Genomic DNA, 18,958 nt, shown 5'->3' with positions numbered 1-18,958 from the left:
GGCTTGCTCTTGTTCAGGTTGCATGGCTTTGTCTGCGAAGTAGATAGCTCTGATTTTCGCTGATACAACCTAACTTTTCCAGCACTTCAGTTCCTCTTAGGCATTTCTACTCATCGCAAAGGTGACATGCTCCCATCGCCCTGTACCTCAATTTCTCCGCCGTGAGATTTCACATCAATCACGAAACCTTTCCCCTTGGGAGAAAGGCCAATAATATCAGCATCGCCTAATCCTTTACCTAGCATCAAGCCATATTCAAATTGCCAGCCTTCCTGAGCTAATGGGAGAAGGGTTTGGGCGATCGCTTCTTCTCCCTCGGCTCCCTGTTCAGCATGTTGAGCCCGTTTCCATAAAAATAGCCCCTGGGATACGAAGCCAGTAGCAACCAGGAAACCTACTATATAGAACAAATAGGAAAAATCAGGTTGTTGAACCGTGGTCGCCGTTGAAGTGGAGGTAATCGTTAAAAGCTGGGTTGTTAGCCCTTTGAGGGCATTGCTTAAATAAATCGAGCCAACCAAGGAAAAAATAGCAGCAGAAAAAGCAATCACAGCCTTGAGCTTACGTTTAGCAGCGAGCTTGCGAATGTTTTCTCCAGCCTTCCGATGAGATTTCGCCATAGCGTTGGTTTCAGTCTGCCTATGCGCCTGGTCACAGGCTATACCTCTAGCATTCCGAAAAACCATTGACGCTTTAACAGGGAGTGTTATTCATTCAGCAATAACTACACCCGTAGCCATCCGTTGCTAAATAGAGCTATAAAACGGGCCGTGAAACTGCAGTTTCACGGCCCGTTTTATCCCATTAATGACTTCTCTTAGACCGCTTTTGGGTGGGTGGATACAACCAGGTATTTAATAGTTTGGTTAGCCATGGCATAACTGGATACGTTAATAAGGTAGAGACAAATATTACTGAAATGAGCAGCCCCAGGAGTGGATGTAAACCGTTCAACCATGGGCCGAGCACTGCGTTGGCTAGCAGAATTAAGGGATAGACCGCTAGAACACCAACAATAACTTGTTTGTAAAAGGGAGGCTGCGATCGCTGTTGCGTCGGTTGCGGTAATGTAAACCACAGCTCCAAGCCGTTGGGAAGTTCTTGTTGCGATCGCACGGAAATAAATTTATGGGCCTCTGCCATCCAGGCTTGGTAGGTAGATGACGTCAGCCACTGGCGCAGATGTTGGTAATGATCAAATTTGACAATGACAACATACTCTGGGTAATCGTGGTCACGAGGCCGAATTACGTCAACCCCTAGAAACCCCTCAGCTTGTTGAACCGCCTGATTAATTCCTTTTGCCCAGACTTCATATTCCTGAAGGCGATCGGGTTCAACGACCTCTGAAATCACCAGCGTAATTGCATCAGTGCGTTGTTGAATCTCTTTCATGCTAAAACCATCCCAAGCGATCGCCCCGTTTAGGAATTATAGGCAAGGAAACTCGAAACCCAGATTCGGAATTTTTTAACTAACTTTATTAGAGGTTCCACGCCCGATTCGCCCTACACAATCTCAGCCGTATTGTTATAAGACAGGTTCTAAGTAACCTCAGTTCGGGTTAAGGGCCTTTTCGAGTGCCGCGCTTCGCGCGGCACTCGAAAAGGCCCATTATTGCGTGCGCGTCGCGCACGCAATAATGGGCGGTTCGGCTTATCCCGAGCTGACGTTAAGTACGTAGTTCGATGTATCTGGTTAATGGATTGCGATCGCCATTTCATTTGTACAAATAAAGAGCAGGTAAGGTCAGACCTCACCTGCTCTTTAACTCTTTCGTGCGCTATGCCGACGAAAAAGTAGTTTTTTAGATGGATACTCAGGAACCTTCCCGCAGTTTGTCAAGAACGGAACGATCCTCCAGGGTGGAGGTGTCACCCGAGATCTCCTGACCGGCCGCTAGATTGCGCAGGAGACGACGCATGATCTTGCCCGACCGAGTCTTAGGTAAGGCATCGCTAAAACGGATATCACCAGGGCGAGCCAGCGCCCCGATTTCCTGAACAACGTGTTTCTTTAGCTCCTTGCTGAGGTCTTCGCTGGGTTCATAGCCACCTTCGAGCATCACGAAGGCAACAATGTCTTCCCCCTTAATCTCATCAGGCTTACCGACTACAGCGGCCTCTGCAACTGCAGGGTGCGACACCAGAGCCGACTCAATTTCCATCGTGCCCAGACGGTGACCCGACACGCTGATAACGTCATCGACCCGGCCCATCACCCAGTAGTAACCATCGTTATCACGGCGGGCACCATCCCCCGCGAAGTAGAGGTATTGTCCATCACGGGGCGCGATGTGCTCCCAGTAGGTGCGGCGGAAGCGATCGGGGTCGCCGTAAACCGTTCGCATCATACCGGGCCAGGGATGCCGCATAACCAGATAACCACCTTCGTTATCAGGGACGGGGTTACCATCCAGGTCCACGACATCGGCCAGAACGCCGGGGAAGGGCAGGGTGGCAGAGCCGGGTTTGGCAGGAATCGCCCCCGGTAGCGGCGTGATCATAATTCCGCCCGTCTCTGTTTGCCACCAGGTATCCACAATGGGGCAACGCTCCTGGCCGATAACCCGGTAGTACCACATCCAGGCTTCCGGGTTGATGGGCTCGCCCACTGTACCCAGCAAGCGCAAGGAGGAGAGGTTACGAGCTTTGGGCAGCTGCTCGCCCATCTTGATAAAGGCACGGATGGCGGTGGGAGCGGTATAGAAAATAGTGACGCCATATTTTTCAATTACATCCCAGAAGCAACCGGGGTTAGAAGGGCGAGGCGCGCCTTCATACATGACGGTGGTGGCACCATTGGAAAGGGGCCCGTAGACAATGTAGCTGTGGCCCGTAATCCAACCCACATCAGCAGTACACCAATACACATCGGTGTCTTGCAGGTCAAAGATCCACTTGGTGGTGATGTGGGTGTAAAGATTGTAGCCAGCGGTCGTATGGACAACTCCTTTAGGTTTGCCCGTGCTGCCAGAGGTGTAAAGAATGAACAGCATATCTTCGCTGTTCATGGGTTCGGCGGGACAATCCGCAGAAACAGTTTTGCGGAGATCGTGCCACCAGTGATCTCGGCCCGGCTCCATGTGAATTTGCTGCTTGGTACGCTCGACCACCAGCACGTTGTCTACGGTGGTGACCCCTTCGCTCAGGGCTTTATCCACCTGATCTTTGAGGGGCACGATAGAATCTTTGCGCCAGCCGCCATCGGCTGTAATCACCAATTTGGCTTTACCGTCGGCGAGGCGATCGCGCAATGCCTCTGCACTAAAGCCACCGAACACCACCGTATGAGCAGCTCCAATGCGAGCACAGGCCAGCATGGCGATCGCGGCCTCAGGAATCATCGGCATGTAGATCCCGACGACATCTCCTTTCTGAATACCCAGGCCTTTTAGCGCATTGGCAAACTGACAGACTTCCCGGTGCAGCTGGCCATAGGTAAGAGTGCGCGAATCACCCGGTTCTCCTTCCCAGATGAGAGCGGCTTTGTTTTTGCGCCAGGTGCTGACATGGCGATCAAGGCAGTTGTAGGAGATGTTGGTTTTGCCGCCGTCGAACCATTTCACGAAAGGAGGCTGCCAGTCGAGGGCGGTATGCCATTTTTCAAACCAGTGCAGTTCTTTTTGGGCTAGCTCTTCCCAAAACTTGACGGGGTCAGCTTTGGCTCGTTCGTAAATCTGCTCGTAGTCTTCCAGGCTTTTGATATAGGCTTGCTGGGCGAACGCAGCAGGAGGTGCAAAAGAGCGATTTTCTTGAAGGATAGATTCAATGGTGGGTTGCGACATAGCCAAAATGTGGTGATGGAATCAAGCCCGAATGGCAGATTACTTATCATTCAAAACCATACGGTTTTTTGGGATGTTGTGGGCTAGACGTAAAGGTTCCTTAATAGGTATTGGAAAGCAGAATGCGCTCCCGGCAATACATTCCGGAAACGTCATATAAACGTTTCCCACCCAAAAACTATACTAAAAACCCATGACAATAGAGGGTCTGATACAGCATGCTAGACGATTTATAAGAGTCCTTATTTTCATAGGGGGAGAGGCCGTGCTATGCACGGCCTCTCCCCCTATGAAACGAGTACAACGATGGGTTTTACGAATATGAATTACCCCTGATAAGCCATCTGCCAAAAATCTTTCTCCAGTCGAGAAACTTCCAAAAAAACAGTTTCAGCACGGGGATAGAGGGAGGGATCCGCACTGGCTAATGCTTCGTCTGCCTGTCGGCCCAGTTCGGTGACATAAGCACTGAAGCCTGCATTGCCCCAGCGATCGCCAAACTCGGTATAGGGCTCAGGCATAGGACTGTGCCCTTGCCAGGCCTGGTTGTAAGCGGCTTCGATGGCCCAGAAACCGACCGCTTGCAGGGCATAGGGTTGGGAACCCAAGTCATGCATGTACTGGCAGTATTCTGCACAGATCGCCTGTGGGGAGGCCGAGAGGTCAAGCTGGCGCTTGGTGGCATTGTCCTGGAACCAAACGATCTCAGTTTTCAATGCCCCCAGCCCTCCCAAAATCACATCAAAATGCACGGGAGGAGCGGCACTGAGGAGACGCGCTGCCATGCGGGTGCATTCCAGCACAAAGATATAGTCTTGCACCAACCAGGTGTTGAATTGAGCGGGCTGAATGGTGCCCTGTTGGCAATCTTGAAGGAAGGGATGCACCGTGGCATCGTGCCAGAGTTGCGGATGTTTATCAAGAAGACTTTGACAGGTGAGTCTCATACAAAGTTCAGTGGGGTGATATGGAGCGTGAAGTGCCTCACACCACCGTACTAATCAACGTCACATTGCGCTATACCTAGGCCACCCACCTGAATGAATAACCCCCATGTGTTCTCATGCCAAGTGCATATTCCTAGCTGGAAGCACTGGTGTAAAACCGTAGAGCAAAGCGCCAGAAAAGCCGGGAGGCAATGAAGAGGGCGATCGCTAACCCCCCTGCTGCAAAAATCCACCCGCCGCTACCGCGACCTAAGATGGCCTCCGCCGGAACGGTCGTTAGGAAGGCGACTGGGATCACGAAGGTAAAAAAGAAACGGTAAGCCACGGGGTAAGCCACCATCGGGTAACGCCCCGCCTCCAGCAATCCCCGCAGTACTTCCGTTACGTTATAGATTTTGACAAACCAGATGCTTGTAGCTCCTAAGATAAACCACAGGCTATAGAGGCTAAACAGCCCAAAAGCCAGAGGAAGCAGGCCCCACAAATAACCCTGAAGCGGAAGATACAAGCGGTTTCCCGCATAACCCAGAATTATCAGGCCAAACAGAATGTCGGGCATTCCCCACGGAGATACCGTTCGTAGAGAGAGCCAGAATTGAGAATCAATCGGCTTGAGCAGGACGAAGTCCAGAGTGCCGCTCTGCACTTGTTCCACAATCTTGCTGAGGTTAGGACTTAGTAGGGTTCCAGCAAATCCCTGCAAGATTGTGAATATGCCCAGAATAATCAGAGCTTCGTCCCAACTCCATCCCTCAAAGGTGTAATTGTTTCGGTAGAACAAGAAGAGCCCGAATAGGCTACCCGAGAGACTGCCCAAGCTACTGAGGCTGGCGATCGCAAAGTTAGCTCGATATTCCAGTTCGGCAGCGATCGCTGTTTCCCAGAAGCGCTTTAGCAGAGAGACGTAGCGTTGCATGGGAAGCCTCGAGATGAAGTGTAAAGATTTCGCCACATAACCGCATTTTTCTAGGTCAATATATCCGTATTTACCGTATTGCAGCTAGAAGCATCAACCCGTGCTCTAGTTGTAATCCGTAATAAAACAATGGTAGAACGTAAAAAATCTATTCCTTCAGATAGGGCGAAATCGTGTTCATGAAGGCTTTACTGAAAGAATTATGCTGTTGCATTCAGATCTCTCCCCTTCGGTCCATGATTTCCTCAGGAAACTTTGACTTATTCCAGGAACCTGGAGTGTTGATTGGGAGTCTGCTATCTCGAAATTAGGGGCATTAAGGAAGTTCGCTCTTATGGCAGATGTCTGAATGAAATGTTCGTCTTGATCACGCTATTTATCAAGGCAAATTAATTGTTTGAATAGGGTTTTTGAAGGAATTCAGGAAATTTATGGAAAACCTGAAACCTTTACAGGAAAAAGATTCTGAATTTTGCACCTCTGAAGTTTATGTTGACTTCATACGAACTTTAAGAGCTTTATTCAAGCTTCATTGGAAGATCCGTAAAATCCGAATATCTTGAGGATGTTCTCCGGGTATTCCGGGTTCTAGTAGGGTTCGGTTCGGATACAAACCATTTGTAGACGCATGTCAGTCTGAGGCATTGTTATGGAAGCGAAGCAATACTATCCCGACGAACTGGACTTACAGAAGTTCTGGTCACTTATCCGGCGGCGGTGGCTGCCTGCAACGGCCGTCTTTGGCTTGGTGGTTGCCCTGTCAGCGTTTGCGGCAACCCGCAAAGATCCGGAGTACGAAGCAGTCGGACGATTGCTGCTTAAAGTGGACCGTCAGACCGCGTTAGTTGGTCTCTTGCAAGCAGAAGATAACCGCAACCAATCGGTCGACCGGGAAAGTAGCGTTCTGACAACCCAGGCCGAAGTATTGCGTTCTGCCCCCGTGGCCCAGAAGGTGATCGATGAGTTGCAACTGAAAGATGACGAGGGCCAGCCTTTACAGCCCGGCGCATTGCTCAGTTCACTCACCGCGAAGCCTATCGGCGGTACTGACATTCTACAAATCACGTATAAGTCTGATGATCCGGAAGAGGCAGCGGCGATCGTCAATGCCGTTGCAACAGCCTACTCCCAACAAAGCATTGATATTAAGCGGCAAGATGCAGCGGAAGCCCGTAAGTTTATCGCTGAGCAACTGCCTAAGACAGAAGCAGCCGTAAGAGAAGCTGAAGCAACTCTACGGGAGTTTAAAGAAAGCAATGGCGTCGTTGCCCTGGAGCAAGAGGCGACCTCAGCCGTTGACGTAATCTCGAACTTGCAGCAACAGCTCACCACGGCTCAGGCTCAGTTGACGGATGCATCTGCTCGGGCATCGATTTTACAGGGACAGTTGGGCCTCACTCCAGAACAAGCTTTGGTGGTTGCATCGGTTAGCCAGGCCCCTGGTATTCAGGAAGTTTTTACCCAGCTACAAACGGCCCAGAGCAACCTGGAGGTGCAGCGCACACGGTACCGGGATAACCACCCGGCGATCGCCAGTGCCCAGCGCGAGGTAGACGCTCTGACCAGCGAGCTCAACCGCCGGGTCGGTGAAGTGGCGGGTAGCACCCAGGGCATCTCGCAGGGTGATCTGCAAGCGGGCAGCGTTGAACAGGATCTCATTGCCAATCTGATCCAGGCCGAAGCACAACGAGCCGGGTTAGAAAATCAGGTGCGTACCCTGAGCAGCGCACAGCAAAGCTACCGGGAACGGATGGGTGTCTTGCCTCGTCTGGAGCAGACCCAGCGGGAGTTGGAGCGACGGCTTCAGGCCGCACAGGCGACCTATGAAACTCTGCTGACTCGTCTTCAAGAAATTCAAGTTTCAGAAAACCAGAACACTGGAAACGCCCGTCTAATTTCTCCGGCAGAGCCGCCTGCTTCACCCAGTAGCCCTGGCAAAGGCGTCTATCTATTGCTTGGGGGTGTCGTGGGTCTCCTGGCAGGTCTGGCAACAGCCCTCATGCTCGATCTGGTCGATCGTTCGCTGAAAACGGTCAAAGAAGCTCGGGAGCTATTTGGCTACACCCTGCTAGGGATCATTCCCTCCTTTAGCCGAGATGGACGCTTGCGCTCCAACGGTGACATGGAGCGCTCCATTCCTCGTATCATCGCTCAAGATTGCCCGCATTCTCCTGTGGCAGAAGCCTATCAGATGCTTCAGGCGAATCTGAAATTCCTCAGCTCCGATCGCGAAATTAAGTCTCTGGTCATTACGAGTTCGGCTCCCCGGGAAGGGAAATCAGAGGTATCGGCAAACCTGGCGGTGGCGATCGCCCAGGTAGGGCACCGAGTCCTGCTGGTGGATGCCGATATGCGCCATCCCTCTCAACACCATGCCTGGGATTTAACGAACGGTATGGGTCTGAGCAACGCCCTGGTTGATCAACTCGACTTCCGTACGCTGGTGCAGCGAGTCATGCCCAATCTGGATGTACTGACTGCTGGGGTTATTCCACCAAACCCTGTAGCACTGCTTGACTCAAACCGGATGTCGGCCCTCATTCGAGAATTCTCGGACGAGTACGACTACGTGCTGTTTGACACACCACCCCTGTCAGGAACCGCTGATGCTTCAGTGCTCGGGAAGATGGTCGATGGCATGCTGCTGATGGTACGGCCTGGTGTGGTCAATTCTCGCAGCGCCAAAGCCACCAAGGACTTCCTGGAGCAATCGGGTCAAGACGTGCTGGGGATTGTGGTCAATGGCGTCGATGTGCGCAACGAGCCCGACAGCTACTTCTACTACTCCCGCGAGTATCAGGGCCAACGCAGTCTGCCTGCTTCGCTAGGCCAGTCTATTGAGCGGACTTTGACGGCAGCGCGCGATCGCTCCGGTGACTTCCGAGGTTAATGGGCAACCGAAACCCTGGATTCAGGGTTTCGGCCCGCTCTCCCAATAGCACTCACAACTCTTACGAAATAACCAGATTGGGCAACCGTTCCTTCGGGCGTGGTTCCCCAGTCTCCCTTACCCTTCAGAATTTATCGATACACGGTGGCTGAACATGGCACAAACAACCTGGCTCTGGCGGTTTTCGAGTTCGTTGCTGGCCCCATCGCTCGTGAGCTTGATGCTGGCAGTTCCAGCTCTAGCACAGACGGCACCGGAATCCCCAAGCATCACTCAGACCATACAAGGAACCCGCTCCGGTGGGCAGGTAGTGGCTCCCAATTACATTCTGGGGCCAGGTGATGAGATTGGGATTACCGTCTACGGCTACGACGAAATGACGGTCCAGAAAGTAGTTTTGTCAGATGGCACCATTCTGTTGCCGCTGCTCAACTCTGTTCAGGTAGCCGGAATGACGCCTGACCAGTTAGCGCTGCAACTGGAACGTGACCTGAACAACTATCTGGTAGAACCCGATGTTGCCGTCACCTTAGTAACGCTCCGTCCAGTAGAAGTAAACGTAACAGGGGAAGTGCAACGACCCGGTCCTGTGCGGCTGCGTGGTCTGATTAACACCCAGGGCGGGAACCAGGCAGAAGAAGTTACCCCCAGCCTTTCAACCGCACTGGTGCGGGCAGGCGGGATTACCCGATATGCCGACCTTCGTGGTATTGAGCTCCGCCGCTTTGACAATAGCGGTAGCTCTGAACCGACTGTCATTAACCTGTGGGATGCTATTTCGTCGGGCACACTCGCTCCCGATCTGATCCTGCAGGATGGAGATTCTATCTACGTGCCCCGACTTGCCAGTGGCGAGGTTGATCAGCGGCTCATTTCCCGGTCTAGCCTGGCTCCAGAAACGGTGCGGGTCCGGGTCGTGGGTGAGGTGGTTAACCCTGGTGAAGTGGCGGTTCCTCCAAACAGTTCAGTTTCCAGTGCAGTGGCGATCGCCGGAGGCCCCACAACCGATGCCGAGTTGGATGACGTCGTCTTCGTGCGGATGAACGAGCAGGGCCAGGTTGAACGCCATGATATGGATCTGAGAAATTTGATGGACGATTTCCAGGTACAGGAAGGAGATGTGGTCATCGTGCCGAAAGACGAGAACCTGAATTTCCTTGATGTCGCCCTTCGGGCCTTGACACCCTTCGGTCGGGCTGTGGACATCATTGATAGCATCTTCGGAAACTAAGGCTTGCTTGAGAAGTTTTTTCGTACCCTTTGTGTAAAAAAACCTCTCCAACGAGCTCTAAAGCGTGCCCTAGCAAGCAGAGAGCAAAAGACAGCCGGACTTGCGCATTTTTCAAAGCTCTCGCCCGTCTTGATACACCTCGACTTAGCGCCCGAATATACAGCCATAAACGCTGTATATTCGGGTTTTGTGCTGATTGGGAAGGGTAGATATGGCCCCTGAGGGTAATGATGAAGCCGAGCACCAGGAAGGAAAAGCCCGGTTTCGCATAGGAGGTGCCTTCTACCGTCACCCAAGCTACCGGGCCCGAGATCTGGGAGTGTTGGCGGCTGCAGTTTATCGCGCCGAAGTCGGACGGCTGAGGGTGTTGGACAGCATGGCAGCCTGTGGAGTGCGATCGCTCCGTTACGCCCTGGAAAGTGAGGCTGATTGGGTCTGGGCCAATGATGGCAATCCCGAGGTCGGCTCCATTCTCAGGAGAAACTTAGAGCAGGCGCTTCCTACAACGCGCTACCAAGTGACCGATCTGGATGCCAATCAAGTCTTTTTTGAATGCTATCGCCAGCGAGATTTTTACGATCTGGTAGATGTAGATGGCTTTGGCAGCGCTGCCCCTCATCTAAGTTCTGCTCTATGGGCGGTGGCGCTAGGAGGGCTACTTTATATTACGAGCACCGATGGACGAGCCATAGGAGGGCGATCGCCCCACTCCTCCCTCGCTGCCTACGGAGCCTATGCCCGCTCTCACCCCGCTGTGCATGAGCAGGGGTTGCGGTTGCTCATCGGTAGCGCCGCACAACTTGCCGCCTCCCGAGGGTTGGGTATCGTCCCCATTTTCTCCTGGTTTTGCGGTCAAACCTGGCGGGTAATGCTGCGACTGCAATCCCAAACAACCCTTTCAGAGACCACTTACGGCTTTCTTGGTTACTGCCATACCTGCGGCAATTACCAGACAATTTCCTGGCAGAAGTTAGGAAAGGCACGCTGTCCCAACGACAGCCACCCCTTTAGCCTCAGCGGGCCCATGTGGTTAGGGGCGCTGCATAGCGATCGTTACCTCACCGCCATGCAAACCCAGGCAGATACCTGGAACTGGACAACCACCCGCGAATTGCTCACAGTCATGCAGGATGAATCCGAGATGCCTCCCTACTTTTTTCCCCTGGGGGAAATCGGACGCCGGGGGAAATGTGATGTGGGAGAGCGATCGCACCTGATTCAAACCCTACAATCCTGGGGTTATCGCGCCTGCCGCACCCACCTCAACCCCCAAGCCATCAAAACAGACGCCCCCCTAGAAGTTTGCATCAAAGCAAACAACACCACCCAAACCTGATCAAAAACCCCACAGATGCGAAGCGGCCTAACACCACCCCTGCAAAACCTCCTTGTCTAACGTCAGTTCGGGATAAGCCGAACCGCCCATTATTGCGTGCGCGACGCGCACGCAATAATGGGCTTTTTCGAGTGCCGCGCGAAGCGCGGCACTCGAAAAAGCCCTTAACCCGAACTGAGGTTGTAGGGGGTCTGGGGGACGGGCTGTCCCTCCCCCAGTCGGGAGGTTTGGAGGGCGACGCGCCTCCAAGCAGGGTCCTTGCAACTTCTCCACTGAATAGTCAGGACATGAGAAGGGAGTGAGTGCTTCGCACTCACTCCCTTCTCATGTCCTGACTAAAATTCTCACGCTTTTATTGCATCCATGCCCCGCTCATACAAAGCCCGCGCATAATCCGTCCAGACACCCTGGCCCCAATAGCGGAAGCAACTCGTTTGCAACAAAAGGTTATAGAGCAGAGCTCTCTGATATTCGGGAGTTTGGGCAACGCCAGCATCCGCTGCTAACGGCTCGTCAAATCGTTGATGAAAAGCAGCACTGAGCTGATTCATAGGTTCCAAAACGTTTTCGTAACCACGCACCCAGCTCAAATTATCCGTCCACGATGCCCCATCCATATGAAAATGAGGATCGCTTTGCTGAAGGTCTTGAATAGTTCGGGCGATCGCCTCCGGACTCGCCTGCTCCGGTTCCACTCGCTGCCAGATCTTATGCTGCTGCACCGCCTGACAGACCGGATAATCCTCAGGCTTCGCCCCAGCCGCTTCAATTAACTCCAGATACTCTGTACCATTCATCGGCACCGTACCGTGAAGGCCGCCCCCCTGCTCGCGAATCTCATAGTGGATACGGAAAAAGTCGCGGGGAAACTCATTCATCATGACGCCGCCGTTTTCTCCATCCGCAATCTGGCTCACCAATGAGGGAACTTCCACAGATCCAACCGTCTGCCGCCCCCGGCCCTTCGCCTCAAAGTAGGGCTGCATCTGCGCCACCAGCTTAGTATCCGAGCCCTGAGTTTTAATGAGAGCCGTAATACTGATAACTTCCCCGTGAGAATTGCGGGCAACCAGGCGATTGGGAATGTACTTCTGGTCATGGGGCAAACCATGCCCCTCCAGCGTCTCAACCGAATGCTCCTGCACCAGAAGCCACTGATAGCCACATTCCTTCAGAGCTTTGATGTACTCGTAAAGCGTGTCGGGGTGGTTGGGAAGATGCATCTCTGGCGGAGAGAAACCACGAACTCGGGCTAAAGCCTCGTAACCGAAGAGTGCCGCGAAGTAATGCTGCCACGCCTGAATATGTAGCTTGAGATCGGGGATCGGGGTGGAAGGAACGACGGCATGGCTCCACATCGTGCCCAGCCACTCCACATAGGGCTGGTATTGGCGATCGCACGTAATCCGCCTCAATTTTCCCAAAATGTCGTCCCGGTTCATCTGCCGTAGCCCCCACAGCAGGTTACCCGAATAGTCCAGCATGATGCGTGGATTGCAGCCCTCATGCACCATCTGAGGAATAAAATCCCCCATGCGACCATAGCACTCGGCAAATACCCCCGCGTTGTGGTTATCCCCCTCGCCGGAATGCTCAAACATATACTGCAAATGACTGATCAGACTGCCCTCCCAACCCGCGGGGATCGTGGGTTGGTGCATGTGCAGAGCGCAGGCAAACCCAGCGGTGACGTTCTCCAATCGCTGATTCGTTATGGAGAGGAAGACGGGATCACAGGAATGGGTGACGGAGCGAATCCGCGCTTCCTCCCCGCAGATATTGGGCAGGCCGAATCGAGTGTCCTCAAGAGGGGGAAGCGTAGTGGCAATCATGGTAGCTCTGACATAAAGGGGCTGAAGAAGCGCCGCCCCCATTGAGGATGCTTGTTACGGCTATTTGTATGGGCAAACCCAGAAAATAAGCGTTTCAAATGCACCCGCAGGGAGAGTAGTTGAGGGGGCGATCGCAGGGGATCGGCAACACCGACCTCCTAGCTGTGACTGTACCTGCAAGATCCTCAGATTGGGGAAGAGCTTAAGAATTTTTCCCGTTCGTTCCTCTGGAATTTTTGATTTTGCGTATGCTTCGTGCATGCAAAATCAAAAAATGTAGGATTTATGTGTTGTGGGTGGGGTGCTTCGCACCCCACCCACAACACGCTAGTGCTGAAATGCTTATGGATGAGATTGGCTGTCAAGAAAGCAACAGCCTGACAAAATAGAAAGCAGTCTTGCTCATTTCCGCTGGTTGCCATGACCGTGTTTCCGAACTCCGGCCCCGCATTTCAACGCTTACGCACTGTTCGCCTGGCGCTCCTTGATCTCCACAAGGCGCTGCTTAACTCTGAGCGCGCTACCTATGAGCAGTACTATGGCCGCATCCAAAACAACGCCCAATTCTTCAATCTCGTCATTGAGCATGAGTGGTTCGAGTGGCTGCGGCCCATGTCCCAATTCATCGTGCAGATGGACGACGTGCTGATGTCAAAAGAAGTGGTGCCTGCCGAGCAGGCAATCTCCCTCCTGGAACAGGCCCGTATGATGTTCCGCCCTGCGGAATTTGGCACGCCCCTCGAAAAAGGATATTTTCAAGCTATTCAGCGAGATCCTAATATCGCCTTGAAACACGCCTCTATTACTGAATTGCTGGCAGCGGGATCGGAACCATTACCCGAAGCTTAAGCCGCGACACTCTTGTCAGTAATTCCGTAAACCTATAGTTTTTGTAAAGATAACAAAATGTTGCACCATCGCTAGGTAGGGAATCGCAATGTATATCGTGCAAATTGCTTCCGAATGCGCCCCCGTCATTAAAGCGGGTGGACTAGGCGATGTCGTGTATGGCTTGAGCCGAGAACTCGAAGTGCGGGGCCATTGTGTCGAACTGATCCTGCCCATGTACGACAATATGCGCTACGACCACATCTGGGGGCTGCACGAAGCCTACCGGGATTTGTGGGTGCCCTGGTACGGTAGCACAGTGCACTGCTCTGTCTTCTGTGGCTGGGTGCACGGTCGCTTGTGCTTCTTCATCCGGCCTCACTCTGCCGACAATTACTTCGATCGCGGTTGCTACTACGGCTGCAAAGACGACAACATGCGCTTTGCCTTCTTCAGCAAAGCTGCTCTGGAATTTTTACAACAAGCTAATAAAAAACCTGACGTTATCCATTGCCATGACTGGCAGACGGGTCTTGTTCCCGTGATGCTGTTTGAGATCTACAAGTGGAATGGCATGTGGCATCAGCGCGTGTGCTACACCATCCACAACTTTAAGCATCAAGGCTTTGGCGGCGTTGAGGTACTTTGGGCCACAGGCCTGAACCAGGAAGGCTATTACTTCCAGCCCGATCGCCTACAAGACAACTTCAACCCCTTCATTATCAACTACATGAAGGGCGGCATCGTTTACTCCAACCACGTCAACACCGTGTCGCCTCACCATGCCTGGGAAGCTCGTTTCTCGGAAGAGGGATGCGGCTTGCAAAGCACTCTGGAGCAACACCACTATAAGTTTGGCGGCATCCTGAACGGAATTGATTACAACATCTGGAATCCCGAACTCGATACCTATATCCCCTATCCTTACGGCCCTGAAACGTTTGAGGTCAAACAACTCAACAAGAAGGCGCTACGAGAACGGTTGGGGCTGCCTGATGACCCCAGCAAGCCAATCGTTTGCTACATCGGCCGCCTGGATGGGCAAAAAGGGGTGCATCTGGTGCATCACTCTATGTACTATGCCCTGAGTCGAGGGGCACAATTTGTGCTTCTGGGCTCGGGAACGGAAGCCAGTATTAATGACTGGTTCGGCCATGAAAAAGAATTTCTCAGCACCAACCCCAATATTCATTTAGAACTGGGCTTCAACGAAGAGCTGTCGCATTTAATCTATGCGGGAGCTGACATGATTGTCGTTCCTAGCAATTACGAGCCCTGCGGCTTAACCCAAATTATCAGCCTAAAATATGGCACTGTACCCGTTGTTCGGGGTGTGGGCGGTTTAGTCAACACCGTGTTTGACTGGGATTACGACCAGCAACACTCACCCGAGGAACGCAATGGTTTTGTGTTCTATCAATCGGATAATGTAGCGTTGGAATCGGCTCTGGGTCGTGCTATTGACCTCTGGTACAATGCCCCCGACTACTTCCAGAAGTTAGCGTTGCAAGGCATGGCCTACGACTACTCCTGGCGGGATCCCGGTGAGAAATATGTGGGGATCTACGAATTTATTCGCGATAAGTTTGAATTCCCGGCTCCCGAACCCGAACCTGAAGCGACTGACGCGGATGGGGCGATCGCTGACCCAGATGCTACAACTTCCAGCGCAGAACTCCCGATTGCTGAGTTAGATGCAACAGATTCTGACGCAGAACCGGCGATCGCTGAAGAGTAACAGATTCAATCTGTGTAGACACAATCACACCCTGGAAGCCCGTTTCCTTCAAGAAAATGGGTCTCCAGGGTGTGTCCGATCCAGTAGTAAAATATATCGGTTGTTTTCAGTGACTGAGCCTTGATTGAGCGCTATACTCTGCCCGAAATGGGCGACTTGTGGACAGACGAATACAAATTTAAGACATGGCTCCAGGTGGAGATTGCAGTCTGCGAGGCGCAGGCAGAGTTAGGCTACATCCCCCAGGAAGCTGTCGACATTATCAAAGAAAAAGCAGCCTTTGATGTCAAACGCATTTTGGAAATCGAGGCCGAAGTGCGCCATGACGTGATCGCGTTCCTCACCAATGTGAACGAGTACGTGGGCGAACCCGGACGCTACATCCACCTGGGCATGACCAGCTCCGATGTGCTGGATACGGCTCTCTCGCTGCAAATGGTGGCCAGCCTGGATGTGATTGTAAATCATGTGGAAGCCCTAATTCAGGCCATCCGTTACCAGGCTCAACAGCACCGCGACACCGTAATGGTGGGGCGTTCCCATGGGATTCATGCAGAGCCGATCACCTTTGGCTTCAAGCTGGCGGGTTGGTTGGCAGAAATGCTGCGGCATCGCGATCGCCTCTGCCGCCTCCACAAAGAAATTGCAGTGGGCCAGATCTCCGGTGCTGTGGGCACCTACGCCAACATTGACCCCAAAATCGAAGCATTGACCTGCCAGAAGCTTGGGCTAGAGCCCGATCCTGCTTCAACTCAGGTGATTTCGCGCGATCGCCACGCCGAATTCCTGCAAACCCTGGCTCTAGTAGGCGCATCCATCGAGCGTTTCGCCGTTGAGATCCGCAACCTCCAACGCACCGACGTGCTGGAAGTAGAAGAGTTCTTCTCTAAAGGTCAGAAGGGCTCCTCCGCCATGCCCCACAAGCGCAACCCTATTCGCTCTGAGCGATTGACAGGAATGGCGCGGATTCTGCGAGGCCATGCCATGGCCTCGTTGGAAAACGTTGCCCTCTGGCACGAGCGGGATATTTCCCACAGCTCGGTTGAGCGTGTTGCTCTGCCCGACTGCTGCATTCTGCTGCACTTCATGTTGGTGGAAACTACCGACCTGATCAAGAATCTGCTGGTCTACCCCGAAAACATGCAGCGCAATATGTACGTGTATGGCGGAGTAATCTTTAGCCAGAAAGTGCTGTTGGCTCTTGTGGGCAAAGGGCTCAGCCGAGAGGAAGCCTACAGCATCGTGCAATCCAACGCCCATGCGGCATGGAACCGCCCCGAAGGCGACTTCCGCGCCCTGATCTCGAAGGATGAGCGAGTTACGGCCAACCTCTCCCCCGAAGAGATCGCCCATTGCTTCGATCCTGCCGAGCAACTGAAAAACCTGGATGTCATCTATCAACGACTCAACATCTAAGTTTTTGGGGTCTACAAGTCATTACCTCTGGTTGAGTCCGGTAGCTTATCGCCCTGCCTCTTCCCCATGAGCCCCCCAGACCTGTTACGCTGGTAACCTATCTGCCCTATGGCATAGGGTCAAGGCAAACAATCGTGTTATGACTCTCCACCTTTCCGCGGCTCAGTTTCAGCAAATTCGGCGCCACGCTGAGGGAACGTATCCAGAGGAATGCTGTGGACTGCTACTCGGCACATTGCAGCCCGACCTAAAAACGATGGTGTCTGAGGTTTGGCCGGTGCAAAATGCCTGGGATGCCAGTTTGGTCAGTGAGTATGGGTTGCCTGATCCCTCTACGGCACCTCATAGTCGGGGCGATCGCTATTGGGTTGACCCCAAAGACTTGCTAAAGGCTCAACGCTATGGTCGTGAACAGCAGATCGATGTCGTTGGGATATATCACTCCCACCCCGATCATCCGCCTAAGCCGTCGGAATGCGATCGCCAAATGGCCTGGCCCCGGTATAGCTATTTAATCCTTTCTGTACAGAAGGGCGATGTTTGTGATTTTTCATCCTGGACCCTTGACGAGCAGCATCAATTTCAACTAGATCCGCTTATTATCCAGGATGGAATTGACATACCAGAGCCTTTCGAAATACCCCTGGCTTAATCCGTCTCCTTCCCTGTTCTCTTGCCCCCGAATGTCCCTATCGTTTTCCTCAACGGTTCTATGCTGAATCCAAATTTAGACGAGATCCAGCTTACAAAAGACGATTACGAACGCTATTCGCGTCACCTCATTCTGCCCGAGGTCGGCGTTGATGGGCAAAAGCGTCTTAAAGCTGCTAGCGTACTGTGCATTGGTACAGGCGGTTTAGGTTCTCCCTTGCTGCTGTATTTGGCGGCTGCAGGGATTGGTCGTATTGGAATTGTGGACTTTGATGTAGTCGATAATTCCAACCTGCAACGTCAGGTCATCCACGCCACCTCCTGGGTCGGCAAACCCAAGATTGCCTCCGCGAAAAACCGCATTCTAGAGATCAATCCCCATTGTCAGGTTGATCTCTACGAAACGATGCTCAGCTCTGAGAATGCACTGGATATTGTCGAACCTTACGATATCGTCGTTGATGGCACCGACAACTTTCCCACCCGCTATCTGGTAAACGATGCCTGTGTTCTGCTAAACAAGCCTAACGTTTACGGTTCGATCTTCCGCTTCGAAGGGCAGGCCAGCGTCTTCAACTACCAGGATGGCCCGAACTATCGCGACCTTTACCCCGAACCCCCGCCACCCGGAATGGTTCCCTCCTGCGCCGAAGGTGGCGTGTTAGGAGTGCTGCCCGGTGTAATTGGCACCATTCAGGCAACGGAAACGGTAAAGATCATTCTGGGAACAGGCAGTACTCTGAGCGGTCGCCTGTTGCTATACGATGCCTTGAACATGAAGTTCCGTGAGTTGAAGCTGCGGCCCAACCCGGTCCGTCCCGTGATCGAAAAGCTGATCGATTACCAGGAGTTCTGTGGTATTCCTCAAGCGAAAGCAGCGGAAGAGGCCGCAGCGGCTGAGACCTCCGAAATGAGCGTCACGGAACTGAAGCAACTGCTCGACAGTGGTGTTGATGACTTCCTGCTGCTGGACGTACGGAACCCTAACGAGTACGAGATTGCTCAAATTCCTGGTGCTGTGCTGGTGCCCCTGCCCGACATTGAAAACGGCGATGGGGTTGCTAAGGTTCAGGAAATGCTCAACGGCCATCGACTTGTCGTTCACTGCAAGAGTGGTATGCGATCGGCGAAGGCGTTGTCCATCCTGAAGGAAAAGGCCAACATCGAAGGCACCAACGTCAAAGGCGGTATCCTGGCCTGGAGCCGTGAAGTTGATTCTTCAGTTCCCGAATATTAAGTCTGTTAATAGCTGAATAATTCAGCTTTATCTTTGGGCTACTCCATGGAGTAGCCTTTTTTTGTGGGTGAGGGCGATCGCCTCCCTCACTGCTTCGCGTATCGTGCAAGCACTGGTCGGTAAGGCAAGTTTTACCAACTGCTTATAAG

13 protein-coding genes and 1 pseudogene are annotated in these 18,958 nt (G+C 52.8%); 8 read left to right on the top strand and 6 right to left on the bottom strand.

Annotation, left to right across the window (positions count from 1 at the left end; translation table 11 throughout):
- Window positions 1-110: 110 nt before the first annotated feature.
- The 5 genes from NDI52_RS19440 to NDI52_RS19420 form a co-directional block, all read right to left on the bottom strand.
- Entirely contained in the window at window positions 111-620 is a 510-nt protein-coding gene (locus tag NDI52_RS19440; RefSeq protein ID WP_190770254.1) for a nuclease-related domain-containing protein, read from the bottom strand.
- Window positions 621-804: 184 nt separating this feature from the next.
- Complete coding sequence (locus NDI52_RS19435; protein ID WP_190770253.1) at window positions 805-1,395, bottom strand: antibiotic biosynthesis monooxygenase; 591 nt, start codon at window positions 1,393-1,395, stop codon at window positions 805-807.
- 424 nt (window positions 1,396-1,819) lie between these two features.
- Window positions 1,820-3,787, bottom strand: coding sequence for an acetate--CoA ligase (gene acs / locus NDI52_RS19430; protein WP_190770252.1), 1,968 nt, complete (start codon window positions 3,785-3,787; stop codon window positions 1,820-1,822).
- Window positions 3,788-4,113: 326 nt separating this feature from the next.
- Window positions 4,114-4,734 carry a TenA family transcriptional regulator gene (locus NDI52_RS19425; RefSeq protein ID WP_190770251.1) on the bottom strand — a complete coding sequence of 207 codons (621 nt, stop codon included), beginning with the start codon at window positions 4,732-4,734 and terminating at the stop codon, window positions 4,114-4,116.
- Window positions 4,735-4,867: 133 nt separating this feature from the next.
- Window positions 4,868-5,650 carry an ABC transporter permease gene (locus tag NDI52_RS19420; RefSeq protein ID WP_190770250.1) on the bottom strand — a complete coding sequence of 261 codons (783 nt, stop codon included), beginning with the start codon at window positions 5,648-5,650 and terminating at the stop codon, window positions 4,868-4,870.
- 649 nt (window positions 5,651-6,299) lie between these two features.
- Here NDI52_RS19420 and NDI52_RS19415 point away from each other — a divergent pair.
- The 3 genes from NDI52_RS19415 to NDI52_RS19405 all read left to right on the top strand — a co-directional run bounded on the left by NDI52_RS19415 (window position 6,300) and on the right by NDI52_RS19405 (window position 11,107).
- Window positions 6,300-8,540 (top strand): polysaccharide biosynthesis tyrosine autokinase, encoded by a 2,241-nt coding sequence (locus tag NDI52_RS19415; protein WP_190770249.1) that lies wholly within the window; start codon window positions 6,300-6,302, stop codon window positions 8,538-8,540.
- A 154-nt stretch (window positions 8,541-8,694) separates the two neighbouring features.
- Window positions 8,695-9,771: a polysaccharide biosynthesis/export family protein gene (locus NDI52_RS19410; protein WP_190770248.1), complete on the top strand. Its 1,077-nt coding sequence runs from the start codon at window positions 8,695-8,697 to the stop codon at window positions 9,769-9,771.
- A 211-nt stretch (window positions 9,772-9,982) separates the two neighbouring features.
- A complete protein-coding gene (locus tag NDI52_RS19405; protein WP_190770247.1) occupies window positions 9,983-11,107 on the top strand; it encodes a tRNA (guanine-N1)-methyltransferase in 1,125 nt (374 codons plus the stop codon).
- 344 nt (window positions 11,108-11,451) lie between these two features.
- Here the strand turns inward: NDI52_RS19405 and NDI52_RS19400 are convergent, their stop codons facing one another.
- Window positions 11,452-12,939 (bottom strand): glycosyl hydrolase family 57, encoded by a 1,488-nt coding sequence (locus tag NDI52_RS19400; protein WP_190771235.1) that lies wholly within the window; start codon window positions 12,937-12,939, stop codon window positions 11,452-11,454.
- A 420-nt stretch (window positions 12,940-13,359) separates the two neighbouring features.
- Between NDI52_RS19400 and NDI52_RS19395 the strand changes: the two genes are divergently transcribed.
- From NDI52_RS19395 to moeB, 5 genes and pseudogenes are all read left to right on the top strand, one after another.
- Window positions 13,360-13,788 (top strand): hypothetical protein, encoded by a 429-nt coding sequence (locus tag NDI52_RS19395; RefSeq protein ID WP_190771236.1) that lies wholly within the window; start codon window positions 13,360-13,362, stop codon window positions 13,786-13,788.
- 88 nt (window positions 13,789-13,876) lie between these two features.
- Window positions 13,877-15,355, top strand: a pseudogene (gene glgA / locus NDI52_RS19390) (glycogen synthase GlgA); the annotation flags it as partial.
- A gap of 270 nt (window positions 15,356-15,625) precedes the next feature.
- The gene (purB, locus tag NDI52_RS19385) at window positions 15,626-16,921 is read left to right on the top strand and encodes an adenylosuccinate lyase (protein WP_190771238.1); all 1,296 of its coding nucleotides are present in this window, start codon (window positions 15,626-15,628) and stop codon (window positions 16,919-16,921) included.
- Window positions 16,922-17,060: 139 nt separating this feature from the next.
- Complete coding sequence (locus tag NDI52_RS19380; protein WP_190771239.1) at window positions 17,061-17,573, top strand: M67 family metallopeptidase; 513 nt, start codon at window positions 17,061-17,063, stop codon at window positions 17,571-17,573.
- Between the two features lie 60 nt (window positions 17,574-17,633).
- Entirely contained in the window at window positions 17,634-18,809 is a 1,176-nt protein-coding gene (gene moeB / locus NDI52_RS19375) for a molybdopterin-synthase adenylyltransferase MoeB (protein WP_190771240.1), read from the top strand.
- Window positions 18,810-18,958: the final 149 nt, after the last annotated feature.

It is taken from the genome of Leptolyngbya sp. PL-A3 (assembly GCF_039962325.1).
Lineage (GTDB): Bacteria > Cyanobacteriota > Cyanobacteriia > Elainellales > Elainellaceae > Vacuolonema.
The sequence above is the reverse complement of the archived record's forward strand: the minus strand, read 5'-3'. Positions and strand labels throughout refer to the sequence as shown.

What these genes read in the sequence shown, in the direction of transcription:
- NDI52_RS19440 (WP_190770254.1), bottom strand. Translation starts at nt 620, where the DNA reads ATGGCGAAATCTCATCGGAAGGCTGGAGAAAACATTCGCAAGCTCGCT.
- NDI52_RS19435 (WP_190770253.1), bottom strand. Translation starts at nt 1,395, where the DNA reads ATGAAAGAGATTCAACAACGCACTGATGCAATTACGCTGGTGATTTCA.
- acs (WP_190770252.1), bottom strand. Translation starts at nt 3,787, where the DNA reads ATGTCGCAACCCACCATTGAATCTATCCTTCAAGAAAATCGCTCTTTT.
- NDI52_RS19425 (WP_190770251.1), bottom strand. Translation starts at nt 4,734, where the DNA reads ATGAGACTCACCTGTCAAAGTCTTCTTGATAAACATCCGCAACTCTGG.
- NDI52_RS19420 (WP_190770250.1), bottom strand. Translation starts at nt 5,650, where the DNA reads ATGCAACGCTACGTCTCTCTGCTAAAGCGCTTCTGGGAAACAGCGATC.
- NDI52_RS19415 (WP_190770249.1), top strand. Translation starts at nt 6,300, where the DNA reads ATGGAAGCGAAGCAATACTATCCCGACGAACTGGACTTACAGAAGTTC.
- NDI52_RS19410 (WP_190770248.1), top strand. Translation starts at nt 8,695, where the DNA reads ATGGCACAAACAACCTGGCTCTGGCGGTTTTCGAGTTCGTTGCTGGCC.
- NDI52_RS19405 (WP_190770247.1), top strand. Translation starts at nt 9,983, where the DNA reads ATGGCCCCTGAGGGTAATGATGAAGCCGAGCACCAGGAAGGAAAAGCC.
- NDI52_RS19400 (WP_190771235.1), bottom strand. Translation starts at nt 12,939, where the DNA reads ATGATTGCCACTACGCTTCCCCCTCTTGAGGACACTCGATTCGGCCTG.
- NDI52_RS19395 (WP_190771236.1), top strand. Translation starts at nt 13,360, where the DNA reads ATGACCGTGTTTCCGAACTCCGGCCCCGCATTTCAACGCTTACGCACT.
- NDI52_RS19380 (WP_190771239.1), top strand. Translation starts at nt 17,061, where the DNA reads ATGACTCTCCACCTTTCCGCGGCTCAGTTTCAGCAAATTCGGCGCCAC.
- moeB (WP_190771240.1), top strand. Translation starts at nt 17,634, where the DNA reads ATGCTGAATCCAAATTTAGACGAGATCCAGCTTACAAAAGACGATTAC.